General features: G+C 71.5%; 13 protein-coding genes. 11 read left to right on the top strand and 2 right to left on the bottom strand.

The window, feature by feature from the left end:
- The first annotated feature begins 26 nt into the window (after positions 1-26).
- The 7 genes from JMO03_RS11785 (at position 27) to JMO03_RS11755 (ending at position 5,954) form a co-directional block, all read left to right on the top strand.
- A complete protein-coding gene (locus tag JMO03_RS11785; RefSeq protein ID WP_202843552.1) occupies positions 27-767 on the top strand; it encodes a flagellar motor protein in 741 nt (246 codons plus the stop codon).
- Positions 768-772: 5 nt separating this feature from the next.
- On the top strand, positions 773-1,789 hold the full coding sequence (gene motD / locus JMO03_RS11780) for a flagellar motor protein MotD (protein WP_202843551.1): 1,017 nt from the start codon (positions 773-775) through the stop codon (positions 1,787-1,789).
- Between the two features lies 1 nt (position 1,790).
- Complete coding sequence (locus tag JMO03_RS11775) at positions 1,791-2,564, top strand: ParA family protein (RefSeq protein ID WP_202843549.1); 774 nt, start codon at positions 1,791-1,793, stop codon at positions 2,562-2,564.
- Positions 2,561-3,193 (top strand): chemotaxis protein CheW, encoded by a 633-nt coding sequence (locus JMO03_RS11770; RefSeq protein ID WP_202843547.1) that lies wholly within the window; start codon positions 2,561-2,563, stop codon positions 3,191-3,193. Before JMO03_RS11775 ends, JMO03_RS11770 begins: the two co-directional genes overlap by 4 nt.
- A gap of 70 nt (positions 3,194-3,263) precedes the next feature.
- Entirely contained in the window at positions 3,264-3,602 is a 339-nt protein-coding gene (locus tag JMO03_RS11765) for an STAS domain-containing protein (protein ID WP_202843545.1), read from the top strand.
- Positions 3,599-3,967 carry a response regulator gene (locus JMO03_RS11760; protein WP_202843543.1) on the top strand — a complete coding sequence of 123 codons (369 nt, stop codon included), beginning with the start codon at positions 3,599-3,601 and terminating at the stop codon, positions 3,965-3,967. The genes JMO03_RS11765 and JMO03_RS11760 overlap by 4 nt, the downstream gene beginning before the upstream one ends.
- Position 3,968: 1 nt before the next feature.
- Positions 3,969-5,954, top strand: coding sequence for a chemotaxis protein CheA (locus tag JMO03_RS11755; RefSeq protein WP_202843541.1), 1,986 nt, complete (start codon positions 3,969-3,971; stop codon positions 5,952-5,954).
- A gap of 810 nt (positions 5,955-6,764) precedes the next feature.
- Here the strand turns inward: JMO03_RS11755 and motB are convergent.
- Positions 6,765-7,628: a flagellar motor protein MotB gene (motB, locus tag JMO03_RS11750; RefSeq protein WP_202843539.1), complete on the bottom strand. Its 864-nt coding sequence runs from the start codon at positions 7,626-7,628 to the stop codon at positions 6,765-6,767.
- Between the two features lie 12 nt (positions 7,629-7,640).
- A complete protein-coding gene (gene motA, locus JMO03_RS11745; protein WP_202843537.1) occupies positions 7,641-8,501 on the bottom strand; it encodes a flagellar motor stator protein MotA in 861 nt (286 codons plus the stop codon).
- 196 nt (positions 8,502-8,697) lie between these two features.
- Between motA and JMO03_RS11740 the strand changes: the two genes are divergently transcribed.
- From JMO03_RS11740 to JMO03_RS11725, 4 genes are all read left to right on the top strand, one after another.
- Positions 8,698-9,216 carry a chemotaxis protein CheW gene (locus JMO03_RS11740; RefSeq protein ID WP_202843536.1) on the top strand — a complete coding sequence of 173 codons (519 nt, stop codon included), beginning with the start codon at positions 8,698-8,700 and terminating at the stop codon, positions 9,214-9,216.
- 60 nt (positions 9,217-9,276) lie between these two features.
- Positions 9,277-11,583: a methyl-accepting chemotaxis protein gene (locus JMO03_RS21375; protein WP_202843534.1), complete on the top strand. Its 2,307-nt coding sequence runs from the start codon at positions 9,277-9,279 to the stop codon at positions 11,581-11,583.
- A 149-nt stretch (positions 11,584-11,732) separates the two neighbouring features.
- Entirely contained in the window at positions 11,733-12,881 is a 1,149-nt protein-coding gene (locus JMO03_RS11730; protein ID WP_337926409.1) for an OprO/OprP family phosphate-selective porin, read from the top strand.
- A gap of 174 nt (positions 12,882-13,055) precedes the next feature.
- The coding region (locus JMO03_RS11725; protein ID WP_202843530.1) for a HAMP domain-containing protein at positions 13,056-14,299 on the top strand (1,244 nt) is incomplete at its 3' end.

Below are 14,299 nucleotides of genomic sequence, written 5' to 3'. Positions count from 1 at the left end.
CCCGGCGGGAACCGTTAAGACAGGCCATGGACAGACTCAGTGTCATCGGCGCCGTGCTCGCGATCGCTGCCCTGGTCGGCGGCAGCGTGCTCAAGGGCGCCGGCCTCGCCGGCCTGTGGTCGCCCGCGGCGTTCGTGATCGTGATCGTCGGCACCATCGCGGCGATCCTGCTGCAGACGTCGATGCCCACCTTCATGCGCGCGCTGAAGATGGTCGCCTGGGTGTTCAAGCCGCCGGCGCACGACCATGCCGCGGTGATCGCGCAGATCGTGGAGTGGTCGACCACCGCACGCAAGCAGGGCCTGCTGGGGCTGGAGTCGCAGGTGGCCGCGCAGTCCGACCCGTTCCTGGGCAAGGGCCTGCAGATGGTGGTCGACGGCGTCGAACCCGAGTCGATCCGGCAGATGCTGGAGATCGAACTGCACGGGCAGAGCGCGCGCGACCTGGCCGCCGCCAAGGTGTTCGAGGGCATGGGCATCTACGCGCCGACGCTCGGCATCATCGGCGCGGTGCTCGGGCTGATGGCGGTCATGAAGAACCTCGCCGACCCGAGCAAGCTCGGCCACGGCATCGCCGCCGCGTTCACCGCGACGATCTACGGCATCGGCGCCGCCAACCTCGCGCTGCTGCCGATGGGCAACAAGCTCAAGACCCTGGTCAATGCGCAGACGCTGGAGCGCGAGATGATCGTCGAGGGCCTGATCGCGATCGCCCAGGGCGAGAACCCGCGCAACATCGAAGCGCGGCTCAACGGCTACGTGCACTGACCGCCATGGCGCGCCGGCACCAGCACGAAGAGCACCAGAACCACGAGGCCTGGGCCGTGCCCTACGGCGACCTGGTGACCCTGCTGCTCGCCTTCTTCGTGGTGATGTATGCGATCTCGTCGGTGAACGAGGGCAAGTACCGCGCGGTGTCCGACGCGCTGTCGTCGGCCTTCGGCGGTCCGCCGCGGTCGATCACCCCGATCCAACTGGGCGAGACCCAGCTGCGCGGATCCTCCTTCGACCGGCCGTCGCTGATGACGCCGGGCGCCAGGACCGGCCCGACCGCGACCAGCCCGGTGAGCAACGTGCGCGTCCGCCAGATGCTGGACATGCCCACCGGCGCCTCGGGCGCGGGCGGGCGGACCCCGGAACAGCAGCGGGCGGCGGCGGCGGCGATGGACGCCAGCCTGCGCGGCGAATCCCAGCTCACCTCGCTGGGGCGGCGCATCCAGCACGCGCTGGCCGAACTGGTGCGCCAGGAACTGGTCACAGTGCGCCGCGGCCGGACCTTCCTCGAAGTGGAGATCCAGAGCGACATCCTGTTCGCCAGCGGCGTCGCCGAGCCCAGCCCGGTGGCGACCGCCACCGTGCGCAAGCTCGGCGCGGTACTGCGCGAAGCGCCCAACGCGGTCCGCGTCGAGGGCTACACCGACGACCTGCCGATCCACACCGCGGCGTTCCCGTCCAACTGGGAACTGTCGGCCGCGCGCGCGGCCAGCGTGGTCCATGTGCTCGCCGGGGAAGGCGTCGACCCCGGCCGCCTGGCCGTGGTCGGCTACGGCGAGCACCAGCCGGTGGCCGACAACGCCACGGCCGAGGGGCGCAATGCCAACCGGCGCGTGCTGCTGGTGATCCTCGCCGCGCCCCAGGGCGTCGACGCGGTGCCCGAGGGGCCGGAGATCGCTGCCGACCCGCTCCCCGCCAGCGCGCTCGACCCGACCACGGGCGAACCGCGGGTCACGGCGCCGCGCGCGCCGATCGCGGCGTTCGCGCCGCCCACCAGCCACGCCGGGGCGGACTGACATGCAGGTCTGGGCGATCGCGAACCAGAAGGGTGGCGTCGGCAAGACCACCACCAGCCTGTGCCTCGCGCGCGGGCTGGCGCAGGGCGGCGGGCGCGTGCTGCTGGTCGATCTCGATCCGCATGCCTCGCTGACCCGTGCATTCGCGGTACCGACCGATCCACCGCCAGCCGGCACCCACGACCTGTTCACCGGCGCCGGCGCCACGCTCGCCACCCTGGCGCGACCCACCGACATCCCCGGCCTGCAGCTGGTCGCCGCGCAGCCGGCGCTGGCCACGCTGGAGCGGCGCGGTTCGACCCAGCCGGGCCTCGGCCTGGCGCTGGGTCGTGCGCTGCATGCCGCGCACGCCAGCTACGACCACGTGCTGCTCGACTGCCCACCGACCCTGGGCCTGTTGATGGTCAACGCCCTGGCCGCGGCCGACCGGCTGGTCGTGCCTACCCAGACCGACCCGCTGGCGCTGCACGGCCTGGCCGACATGCTGCGCACCGCCGAGATGGTCGAACGTTCGCGTCGGCGTCCGTTGCCGCAGCACGTGCTGCCGACTCTGTTCGACCGGCGCACGCGTTCGGGCGTGCAGAGCCTGGAGCGGCTGCACGCGCAGTACGAAGGCCGCGTGTGGCCGGACGCGGTGCCGATGGATACCCGCCTGCGCGATGCGCAGGCCCTCACCAATGAAGCCGGATGCGGGGGCCGCGGCGCGGACGCCTATGCACGCGCGCTCGACTGGCTGCTGGCGCAGGCGCAGGCGCCGCAGAGGCAGGCGGCATGACCCACAACGGTGCCACCGACGTGATCGACTACCTGGACGCCCTCCTCGACGACTCGGCGCCCGTCGCCGATCGCCCCCGCGTGGCGGCGCCGCCGCCGGTGGCCGCGCCCGCAGCGGCGGCGCAGGCGCCCGCACCCGTCGCCGCCGCGACGAAGCCGGCCGCGACGAAGCCGGCCGCGGCCGCGGCGACCGGCGTCCAGCCCGGCCCGATCACCATCGCCGCCGCCTCGCGCTGGTTGCGGGTGGTCGTCGGCAGCGACAGCTATGCGCTGGAACTGCTGCGCGTGCAGGAGGTGGTGCGCGTCGTCCCGATCGTACCGATGCGCGGCGCCACCCGGGCGGTGCTCGGGGTGATGAACCTGCGTGGCCGCATCGTGCCGGTGTTCGACCTCGGCCTGTGGCTGCACGCCGGGCAAGTGGACGTCGGCGAGCAGAGCCGGATCGTGGTGATCGAACGCGACGACGAGCTGATCGGGGTCCTGGTCAGCGCGGTCGAGGACGTGGTGACGCTCGGCCGCGACCGCATCGAGCCGCCGCTGCCGGGCAACGCACCGGGCGTCGTGCTCGGGGTCGCCCGCGTCGGCGCCTGCCCGACGGTGCTGTTCGACGCCTACGCGCTCTACGGTTGATGCGCGGCACGCTCAAGTCGCGCCCGCCCACGCCGTTAACCCTCACGACCGCATCGACGTGGCAAAGTCCATGAACCATCTGACGCTCCAAACCGACCTCGGGATCGAACGCGTCGCCGAATTGCAGGCGGCCCTGCAACCGCATCTCGAGGACGACGCGCCTCTGCAGCTCGCCGGCGACCGCGTCGAACGCGTGCACGCCGCCGGACTGCAACTTCTGCACGCCTTCGTCCGCGACCGCGCCGCGCGCGGCCAGACCACCACCATCACCCAGGCGTCGCCGACACTGGCCGCGGCCGCGCGCCAGCTCGCGCTGGCCGTCAGCCTCGGCGTCGACGGCACGGACCCAGCCGACATGCAGCCCGAACACACCACCCTTCCCACCGCAGCCAACGGAGCAACGGCATGAGCGCCAAGCAACTGCTCGTGGTCGACGATTCGACCTCGATGCGCCAGATGGTCGCCTTCGCCCTGACCTCCGGCGGCTACGAGGTGTGCGAAGCCGAGGACGGCCAGGCCGCGCTCGACATCGCGCGCACGCGCTCGTTCGATGCCGTGGTCACCGACGTCAACATGCCGCGCATGGACGGGATCTCGCTGATCCGCGAACTGCGTCAGCTTTCCTCCTACCGCTTCACCCCGCTGCTGATGCTCACCACCGAGTCCGGCGGCGACAAGAAGATGGAAGGCAAGGCCGCCGGCGCCACCGGCTGGCTGGTCAAGCCGTTCGATCCCGAACAACTGGTCGCCACGCTGCGCAAGGTCCTCGCCTGAGATGGACATCACCCGCTTCCACGCCGCGTTCTTCGAGGAAAGCCGCGAAGGCCTCGATGCGATGGAGAGCGGCCTGCTCTCGCTCGAGTCGGGCGGCGCAGGCGCGGATCCGGAAACCATCAACGTCATCTTCCGCGCGGCGCACTCGATCAAGGGCGGCGCGGCGACGTTCGGCTTCTCCAGCGTCACCGACCTGACCCACCTGCTGGAAACGCTGCTCGACGAGGCCCGTGCCGGACGCCGCGTGCTCGACCCGGCCGCGATCGGCGCCCTGCTCGCGTCGGTGGACGTGCTGCGCAGCCTGCTCGGCGCCTGCGAACACGGCAGCGCGATCGACGCCGCGGCGCTGGCCGCCGCGCGCACGGGCCTCGATGCCCTGCTCGCCGGCGACGCCCCGTCCGCGACGGCCACCGCCACCAGCGCCGTCGCGGCGCCTGACGGCGGCGACTGGCGCATCGGCTTCACCCCGGCGCCCTCGCTGTTCCTCAGCGGCAACGACCCGCTGCGGATCCTGCGCGAACTCGCCAGCCACGGCGAACTCGGCGTCGAGTGCCTCGATGCGCGACTGCCCGCGTTCGCCGAGATGGACCCGTTCGAGGCCTACCTGGCCTGGAACCTGACCCTGCCGGTCAGCGTGCCGCGCGCGGCGATCGACGAGGCCTTCGCCTGGGTGGCCGACGACTGCGAACTCGACATCGCGGCCGCCTCCGCCACGACCACCGCGGCGGCCGATACGGGCCCTGCGAAAGCGGCACCCGCGGCCGAGGTCGCGGTGCCCGCCGGACGCCGCAGCAGCGACAACGACAACTCGATCCGCGTCGCCGTGTCCAAGGTCGACGCGCTGATCAACCTGGTCGGCGAACTGGTGATCACCCAGGCGATGCTGCGCCAGCGTTCCGAACACCTCGACCCGGTCGCCAACGAGGCGCTGATGTCCGGCCTGGTGCAGCTCGAGCGCAACACCCGCGACCTGCAGGAATCGGTCATGGGCGTGCGCATGCTGCCGGTCGACTTCGCCTTCAGCCGCTTCCCGCGCATGGTCCGCGACCTGGCGACGCGGCTCGACAAGAAGGTGAACCTGCGCACGCATGGCGAGGCCACCGAGCTCGACAAGGGCGTGATCGAGAAGATCGTCGACCCGCTGGTGCACCTGGTGCGCAACGCCATCGACCACGGCCTGGAACTGCCGGCCGACCGGCGTGCCGCGGGCAAGGACGAGACCGGCACGGTGACGCTCAGCGCCGCCCACCAGGGCGCCAACATCGTCATCGAGATCGGCGACGACGGCCGCGGCCTCGACCGCGACCGGATCCTGCGCAAGGCCGCCGAGCGCGGCATCGCGATGCCGGACAACCCGACCGACGCCCAGGTCTGGGACCTGGTGTTCGCACCGGGGTTCTCGACCGTCGACAAGCTCACCGACCTGTCCGGCCGCGGCGTCGGCATGGACGTGGTCAAGAAGAACATCGCCGCCCTCGGCGGCCAGGTCGAGATCCGCAGTCGTACCGGCGAGGGCACGACCGTGGCGATCCGCCTGCCGCTGACCATGGCCATCGTCGACGGCATGTCGGTCGCGGTCGGCGACGAAGTGTTCATCGTGCCGCTGGGCATGGTGGTCGAGTCGCTGCTGCCCACCGCCGCCGACGTACGCACCATCGCGGGCGAGACCCGCGTGCTGCGCGTGCGCGAGGACTACCTGCCGCTGCTCAACCTCGCCGACCAGTACGGCCTGCCCGCGGCCGCGCGCGACCAGGGCGGCGACGCCCCGCCGCGGATCGCGGTGGTGGTGGAGGCCGACGGCCGCCGCCTGGCCCTGGAGGTCGACGAACTGCTCGGCCAGCAGCAGGTCGTGGTCAAGAACCTCGAGAGCAACTACCGGCGCGTCGCCGGCGTCTCCGGCGCCACCATCCTCGGCGACGGCCGCGTAGCGCTGATCGTCGACGCCGGCGGCCTCGCCCAGTCCGCGCCGTTGCCCGTCGCGGCCTGACGCCTTCGGCCGCGTAGCCCGGGTAAGCGAAGCGCACCCGGGGCCGATGCTCGATCGAACGGCCACGAATCCCGTCCACCGTTGCGGCCGTTCGCGCGCGTCGCGCCCCGGATGCTGCCTCCGGCCTTATCAGGGCCACGCGGCAAAGCGGTACCACCGCTCCCGTAGCCCGGGTAAGCGAAGCGCACCCGGGGCCTCGCTCCCGCACGGGTTCGGCATCGAAACCCGTTCATCAGACCGTGCGCCCCTTCCGGACCATGTAAACGAGGCGCCAGCCCCCTCGCCATGCTCGATCCGACCGCCACGCGCCTCGTCCATCGATGCGATCGTGGATGCGTGTGGCCCCGGATGCGGCCTTCGGCCTTATCCGGGCTACCCGGGCTACGATCTAGATCGTAGCCCGGGTAAGCGAAGCGCACCCGGGACCCCGCTCCCGCACGGGTTCGGCATCGAAACCCGTTCATCAGACCGTGCGCCCCTTCCGGACCATGTAAACGAGGCGCCAGCCCCTCGCCATGCTCGATCCGACCGCCACGCGCCTCGTCCATCGATGCGATCGTGGATGCGTGTGGCCCCGGATGCGGCCTTCGGCCTTATCCGAGCTACGTGGCAACGCGGTACCACCGCTCCCGTAGCCCGGGTAAGCGAAGCGCACCCGGGGAGGCGCCCATGGCATGGCGTTCCGCACGAGACCCGCGACGCGCCGTCCTTGCCATGCACGTTCCAACCCGGCGCATCGCATCGGTCGATGCGGCTGTTGGCGCACGTGATGTCCCGGATGCGGCCTTCGGCCTTGTCCGGGCGACGCGCTCAGCGCGCGTCGTGGACTTCGGCGGCGTTGCGCTCGGCCGCGCTGTTCAGCACCACGATGCTGATCCGCCGGTTCACCGGGCTGCCCGGATCGGTGCGGTCGAACGGCACCGAGGACGACAGGCCGACGACGCGCGAGAGCTTCTCTTCCGCAAGCCCACCGGCCACCAGTGCGCGCCGCGCGGCATTCGCGCGCTCGGCCGAGAGTTCCCAGTTGCTGTAGCCGGTCCTGCCCGAGTACGGCGCAGTGTCGGTGTGGCCGGAGATCGCCACCCGGTTCTCGACCCGGTTGAAGTAGCCGGCCAGCTCGAACAGGATGGCGCGGGTGTAGTCCTTGAGCATCGGCGAGCCCAGGTCGAACATCGGCCGGTTGTGCGCGTCGACGATCTGGATGCGCAGGCCCTCGGGCGTGATGTCGATCAGCAACTGGTCCTTGAACGGTGCCAGCGCCTGGCTGCTGGCGACGGCTTCCTCGAGCGCGCGCTTGAGCGCCTCGAGGTTGCGGCGGTCGAGCTCGTCGCCCGCGCGCTGCGCGGCCGCGGGGTCGCCGCTCGGGCCGGCCTGCGGCGGCTTGCGGACGTGGTCGAACATCCTGATCGGCGCGTCGCCGGCGCCGCCGGGGCCGTTGCTTCCGGGCGCCATGCTCGCGGCCCGGCCCTCGACCGCGCTGGGGTTCTTGAAGTACTCGGCGATGCCGCCGAGCTGTTCCTGCGGCATCGTGGCCACCAGCCACATCACCATGAAGAACGCCATCATCGCGGTCACGAAGTCCGCGTACGCGACCTTCCAGGCACCGCCGTGGTGGGCGTGCGTACCGCGCTTCTTCTTGCGGACGATGATGATCGGTTGCAGCGCGGCGGCCATGGCGGTGTTCCGTCAGCCCTTCGCGGCCTTGAGGTCGGCTTCCAGGTCCTGGAAGCTCGGGCGCACGTCGGAGAACAGCAGCTTGCGCGCGAACTCGATCGCCACCGCCGGCGCATACCCGCGCAGCGAGGCCACCAGCGCCATCTTCACCACCTCGAACGCCTTGCCTTCCTCCTGCGCGCGCTTTTCCATCGCCGAGGAAACCGGCCCGACGTAGCCGTACGCCAGGAAGATGCCGAGGAAGGTGCCGACCAGGGCCGAGGCCACCTTCTGCCCGATCTCCGCCGGCGGCGCGCTGCCGACGATCGACATCGTGTTGATGATCCCCAGCACCGCGGCGACGATGCCGAAGCCCGGCAGCGCGTCGGCCACCTTCTGCACCGAGTACGCCGGTTCCAGGGCCTCGTGGTGGTGGGTCTCCAGCTCGTACTCGAGCAGCGATTCGAGCTCGTGCGGGTTCATGTTGCCGCCGACCATCAGCCGCAGGCAGTCGGTGATGAAGTCGAGGATGTGATGGTCGGCGAGGATCTTCGGGTACTTCTGGAAGATCGCGCTGTCATTCGGGTTCTCGATGTGGTTCTCGATCGCCATCATCCCGTCGCGCCGCATCTTCTGCAGCAGCTCGTAGATCAGCTTCAGCAGCTCGACGTAGTCGACGCGCTGGTACCTGGGGCCCTTGAGCAGGCCGAGGGTGCCGCGCAGCGCGGCCTTCATCACCTTCGGCGGCGTGGCGATGACGTACGCGCCCAGGGCGGCACCGCAGATCACGACGATCTCGTTCAGGTGCCACAGCGTCAGCAGCTTGCCGCCGACCATCATGAAGCCGCCGAGCACGCTCGCGATGACCACGAGGGCGCCGATGATCAGGTACATGCTGGCGATCCATGTTGGGTTCGCGTGGGTAACGGCCCGCGCCGCCACGTCTTGAGCCCCGGCGGCATGCCGCGGCCGGGCCCGGCCGGGCTAAAGAAACGGCGGGCCGGGCCGACATGGACGGAGTAAGCACCCGCCTGCGCCGCCGACCGGTCCGCAGCGGTTCCGACCTTCCGCCTCCACAGGACCGCCTTCCATGTCCCACCCGAACGAAACCGTCGCCGCCCCCCGTGCCGCCGGCACCCAGCACGCCGGCGACGCCGGCAATGGCGAGTTCCTGACCTTCGTCCTGGGCGAGGAGGAGTACGGCGTCGACATCCTGCGCGTGCAGGAGATCCGCAGCTACGACGCGGTGACCCGCCTGCCGGACGCGCCCGACTACATCAAGGGCGTGATCAACCTGCGCGGCATCATCGTCCCGGTCGTCGACATGCGGCTGAAGTTCCGCCTTGCCAAGGCCGAGTACAACGCGCTGACCGTGATGATCGTGCTCAGCGTCGGCGGCCGCGTGGTCGGCATGGTGGTCGACAGCGTGTCCGACGTGGTGCGGCTGGGCGGCGAACAGATCCGCGCGGTGCCGGAGATCGGCGCCACCATCGACCGCCAGTTCCTGACCGGCATCGGCACGCTCGACGAGCGCATGCTGATCCTGCTCGACATCGAGCGCCTGATGGGCCACGAGGACATGGGACTGGTGGCCGCGCAGGCCGCCTGAAGCCGACCGACCGCATTTTCGCGTCCGCGCCGCGGACGCCGCACTTCCGGATCCGCCGCCATGCGCAACAACCTCCCCGTCACCCAGCGCGAATTCGTGCTGGAAGGCGACGACCTGCTGGTCTCGCGCACCGACCTGCGCGGCACGATCGTGTACGTGAACCCGGAGTTCGTGCGCGTCAGCGGCTATCCCGAAGCCGAGCTGATCGGCCAGCCGCACAATCTGATCCGGCACCCGGACATGCCGCCGCAGGCGTTCGCCGATTTCTGGTGCACGCTCAAGGCCGGCCGGCCGTGGGTGGGCATGGTCAAGAACCGGCGCAAGGACGGCGACCACTACTGGGTGGTGGCCCACGTCACGCCCTACCACGAGGGCGCTACCCACGTCGGCTACATGTCGGTGCGGCGCAAGGCCGGCCGCAGCGAGATCGCCGCGGCCGAGCGCGACTACGCCGCGATGCGCGCAGGTACGAGCGCACTGCGCATCCGTCACGGCGCGCTCGCCGCGCCCGACCGCCTGCGCGCGCTCAATCCGCTGTGGCGCCTGTCGCTGCGCCAGCGCCTGCTGCTGGCCGCGGTCGGCGTCGGCGGACTGGCGACGGCGCTGGTGCTGCTGGCATCGGCGGGCACGCCGCTGTCCATTTTGTTCGCGCTCGTGGCAGCCGCCACCGCGGCGGCGGGCTACTGCGCCTGGTGGCTCTCGTGCGACGTGGTCGGACGGCTCGATGCGGCGGTCGCGCACCTGCGCGACTTCGCCACCGGCGAGTATGCCCACGCCATCGCGATCGACCGCGACGACGAGGTCGGACGCGTGCTGCTGGGCCTGAAGTCGATGCAGATCCGGCTGGGTTTCGAGATCGAGGACCGTCGCCGCGAAGCGGCGCAGATGGCGCGCGTGCGCAGCGCCCTCGACGCGGCCTCGACCAGCGTGCTGGTGGCCGACCACGACCATGCGGTCATCTACGCCAACCCGGCCGCGCGCGCCATGCTCGCGGCGGCCGAATCCGACCTGCACGGCGTGCTCCCGGGGTTCTCGGCGGCGTCGCTCGACGGCAGCCCGCTGCACGCGCTCGACCACGACCCCGAGGCGCAGCGCGGGCGCCTGTCGACGCTGTCGGCGCCGCATCCCTACCGGATCGCGTTCGGTGCCCGCACCTTCGACGTCACCGCCACCCCGGTGTCGGGCGCCGATGGCGCGCGCCTGGGCACCGTCGCCGAATGGCGCGACCGCACCGTGGAACTGGCGCTCGAGCGCCAGGTCGAGTCGGTGGTCGCCGCCGCCGCGGACGGCGACTTCAGCCGTCGCCTCGACCTGCACGGCGCCACCGGTTTCGTGCACGCGGTCGGCACCGGCCTGGGCCGCCTGCTGCAGGCCACCGAGCGCAGCCTGCGCGAGACCGCCGGCGTGCTCGATGCGCTCTCGCATGGCGACCTGCGCCCGCGCATCACCAGCGACATGGGCGGCCTGTTCGGCGAGATGAAGTCCAGCACCAATGCCGCCGTCGACCAGCTCGCGCACCTGGTCGCCGACATCCAGGGCGCCACCCGCGCCATCGACGAGGCCGCTGCGGGCATCGCCGCGGGCAATGCCGACCTGTCCACCCGCACCGGCCAGCAGGCGGCGAGCCTGCAGGAAACCGCGAGCTCGATGGAACAGCTGACCGCGACCGTGCGCCAGAACGCCGAGAACGCGCTGCGCGCCAACGGCCTGGCGGTGGGCGCCGGCGAGATCGCCGGGGACGGCGGCAAGGTGGTCGCCGACGTGGTCGCGACCATGGCCGCGATCAGCGAATCCTCGCGCCGGGTCACCGACATCATCGGCGTCATCGACGGCATCGCCTTCCAGACCAACATCCTCGCGCTCAACGCCGCGGTGGAAGCCGCGCGCGCCGGCGAGGAAGGCCGCGGGTTCGCGGTCGTCGCCGCCGAGGTGCGCAACCTCGCGCTGCGCTCGGCCGATGCCGCGCGCGAGATCAAGGCGCTGATCGCCGACTCGGCGGCCAAGGTCGAGCAGGGCGCGGGCCGCGTCGACCAGGCCGGCCGGACCATGGCCGAGATGGTCGCCGCGGTCGGGCGCGTCACCGACATCATGTCCGAGATCACCACCGCCTCCCGCGAACAGTCCGCCGGCATCGAACAGGTCAACCACATGGTGACCCAGCTCGACGAGGCCACGCAGCAGAACGCCGCCCTGGTCGAGGAAGCCTCGGCGGCTGCGCGCAGCCTGCAGGAGCAGGCGACCGGACTGGCGTCGGCGGCGGCGCGCTTCCGCCTGGACGACGCGCCCGGCGCGCGCACGCGCGCGCAGCAGGACCCGACGGCGCCGGAGCGCGCCGGCGCGGCCCGTCGCGCACCGGCGCTCGCCTAAAGCTCCGCCCGCCACGGCCGACAACGTGGCAGGGCGGCACCTCGTCGCCGAAAGCGCCGGTCGCGATGCGACCGCCGCACCGACCCCTCCGGCGCACCCGCGCCAACCCACCACTCGCCGGGCGCCTGTGCGCCGGGCAGGAGCCGTACGTGCGCATCCAGATCCTGTTCCTCGCATCCGCCCTCGCCGCCGCCGGAGGCGCCCATGCCGCCGACTGGCACGACATCTCGTTCAAGGCGCCGGCCGGCGCGCTGGGCGAATTCGCCTTCAGCGGCAACTGGGCCTACGAACACAACGGCTTCGGCCACCTCGGCCAGGGCATCGACGCGAGCGCGTTCGCCGACGACAGCCGTTTCCGCCGCCGCGAAGTCGGCGTGTCGCTGCGCCGCAAGGACCTCTACGACCTGGCCGTGCAGCGCGACCTCGAGTCCGAGACGTGGATGGACGTCAGTCTGAAACTGCATTCGAAGGGCCTGCTGGGCCGCGACATCGGCGCGCTGCGCGTCGGCCAGTTCAAGACCCCGGTCGGCTTCGACGCCGGCAACGCCACGCGCGCCGCACCGTTCCTGGAACCGGCGTTGCCGGTGCAGGCGACGTACGCGGGGCGCCGCGTCGGCGCCGAGTGGTCGCTGCAGCGGCCGGCGTACCTGGCCAGCGTCGCCTGGTACGACGGCAACGACCTCGAGGGCGGCAATGCCGGCAGTACTCTCGCCGGGCGCGCGGCGTGGGTGCCGCGCAACGCCAAGGGCGACGTGCTGCACCTGGGCGTCGCCGCCAGCCGCGAGCGGCCGGACAGCGGCACGACGCGCCTGCGGGCGCGCCCTGAGGTCGCGCTCACCGACGTGCGCCTGGTCGATACCGGCAGCCTCGCCGGCGTCGACGCGATCCACCGCACCGGCCTGGAAGGCCTGTGGATCCGCGGTCCGTGGTCGCTGCAGGGCGAAGTCCTCGAAGTGCGCGCCGACCGCGACGGCGGCCTGTCCGATGTCTCCGGCGACGGCGCCTACCTGTTCGGCAGCTGGGTCGTGACCGGCGAGTCGCGCGGCTACAACGGTTACACCACCAACGTGGTGCCGGCAGAGACCTCCGCGCTCGAAGTGCTGCTGCGCTACAGCCGGCTCGACCTCGACGACGGCGCCATCCGCGGCGGCCGCCAGTCCGACTGGACCGTCGGCGTGAACTGGTACCTCGGCCGCAACCTCAAGCTGCAGGCCAACTACGTGTTCGCGCATGCGCGCCGCGCCGGCGTGCTGCGCGATCCCGAGGCCTTCGGCCTGCGCGCCCAGGTCCATTTCTGATCCGCATCGACGCCTCCGGCAGGGCCTGCCGGGCGTCGAACCCGCTCAAGATCGGGCCGCCCGCGCCGTTACCGGGATCGGGCGCAGGTCGTCCGCGAACCCGCACCGCAAGCCCTCATTCCACCACCGTGCGCCCCTGGCGTCCGGTCCATCGATCGAACCAGGATCAAGCACATGTTCAAGTCACTCTCCATCGGCAAGCGTCTCGCCATCGGCTTTGCCGTGCTTTCGCTGCTGATCGTCGCCATCGGCGGCTTCGCGGTGCAGCGCATGGGCAAGATGCAGGAGGAAGTCCTGCACCTGACCCATCATTCCGTGCCCGCGATCCGCGATCTGGGCAGGATGGCCACCGCGCTGGCCGAGTACCGCGTCAGCGAACGCGGCCTGGTCAGCAGCGCCGCCGATCCGGCCAAGCTGGAGGAGTACCGCAGCGAACTGGTGACCGGGCGCGAGCAGTACGACGCGCTGGCCGAATCGTACGCGGCCAGGGTCGACAGCGACAGCCAGCGCGCGGCGTACGACGACGTGCTGGCCAAGTCCGCGCTGTATTTCGCCAACAGCGTGCGTCTGGTCGAGGCATTGAAGGTCGGCGACCTCGGCCCCGCGGGCGCCGCCGGCGACCTGCGCCAGGCCGCCGCCGATGCCGTGGGCGCCCTGCTGGACGACACCCAGAAGGCGCTGGACGCCGCGGTGGCCGCCGAAGAGGCCGAGTACGCCGCCAACATCGCCGCCATCAGCATCCTGCTGGCGCTGGCGCTGGCCCTGGCGATCGCCGCTGCGCTGCTGATCACGCGCTCGATCGTGCGTCCGCTGTCCGAGGTGATGGGCGCCGCCGACGCGGTGGCCCGCGGCGACCTCGATCGCCCCATCACCGTGGTCGAGCGCAGCGAAGTGGGCGCGCTCGCTTCGTCGATGCGCGACATGGTCGCGACGCTGAAGGGCTTCGTGGCCGCGCAGCGCGGCATGCACGAAGCGCACGATGCCGGCGACATCGACCACCGCATCGCCGCTGAGGATTTCAAGGGTGCCTTCGGCGAGATGGCCGGCCAGGTCAACGCGCTGGTGGCGTCGCACATCTCGGTGAAGATGAAACTGGTGGCCCTGGCGCAGGAGTACGCCAAGGGCGACCTGTCGCGCGACATGGACAGGCTGCCGGGCAAGAAGGCGGTGCTGACCGAGGCCATGGATGCGACCAAGGCCAACCTGGCCGCCATCAGCGCCGAGATCCAGCGTCTGTCCGCCGCCGCCGCCGCAGGCGACTTCAGCCAGCGCGGCGAGGCGCAGCGCTTCGATTTCGTCTATCGCGAGATGGTCGAATCGCTCAACCTGCTGATGTCCAGCGCCGATGCCGGCCTGGGCGAGATCGGCAGCCTGCTCTCGGCGGTCGCCGAGGGCGACCTGTCGCGGCGCATCGACGC

Origin of the sequence: Luteimonas saliphila (assembly GCF_016774335.1) — a bacterium.
Taxonomy (GTDB): domain Bacteria; phylum Pseudomonadota; class Gammaproteobacteria; order Xanthomonadales; family Xanthomonadaceae; genus Luteimonas; species Luteimonas saliphila.
Note: the sequence above shows the minus strand (reverse complement) of the source record. Positions and strands in the feature narration are given on the sequence as shown.

What these genes read in the sequence shown, in the direction of transcription:
- JMO03_RS11775 (WP_202843549.1), top strand. Translation starts at nt 1,791, where the DNA reads ATGCAGGTCTGGGCGATCGCGAACCAGAAGGGTGGCGTCGGCAAGACC.
- JMO03_RS11770 (WP_202843547.1), top strand. Translation starts at nt 2,561, where the DNA reads ATGACCCACAACGGTGCCACCGACGTGATCGACTACCTGGACGCCCTC.
- JMO03_RS21375 (WP_202843534.1), top strand. Translation starts at nt 9,277, where the DNA reads ATGCGCAACAACCTCCCCGTCACCCAGCGCGAATTCGTGCTGGAAGGC.
- motB (WP_202843539.1), bottom strand. Translation starts at nt 7,628, where the DNA reads ATGGCCGCCGCGCTGCAACCGATCATCATCGTCCGCAAGAAGAAGCGC.
- JMO03_RS11755 (WP_202843541.1), top strand. Translation starts at nt 3,969, where the DNA reads ATGGACATCACCCGCTTCCACGCCGCGTTCTTCGAGGAAAGCCGCGAA.
- JMO03_RS11765 (WP_202843545.1), top strand. Translation starts at nt 3,264, where the DNA reads ATGAACCATCTGACGCTCCAAACCGACCTCGGGATCGAACGCGTCGCC.
- motA (WP_202843537.1), bottom strand. Translation starts at nt 8,501, where the DNA reads ATGTACCTGATCATCGGCGCCCTCGTGGTCATCGCGAGCGTGCTCGGC.
- JMO03_RS11740 (WP_202843536.1), top strand. Translation starts at nt 8,698, where the DNA reads ATGTCCCACCCGAACGAAACCGTCGCCGCCCCCCGTGCCGCCGGCACC.
- motD (WP_202843551.1), top strand. Translation starts at nt 773, where the DNA reads ATGGCGCGCCGGCACCAGCACGAAGAGCACCAGAACCACGAGGCCTGG.
- JMO03_RS11785 (WP_202843552.1), top strand. Translation starts at nt 27, where the DNA reads ATGGACAGACTCAGTGTCATCGGCGCCGTGCTCGCGATCGCTGCCCTG.
- JMO03_RS11760 (WP_202843543.1), top strand. Translation starts at nt 3,599, where the DNA reads ATGAGCGCCAAGCAACTGCTCGTGGTCGACGATTCGACCTCGATGCGC.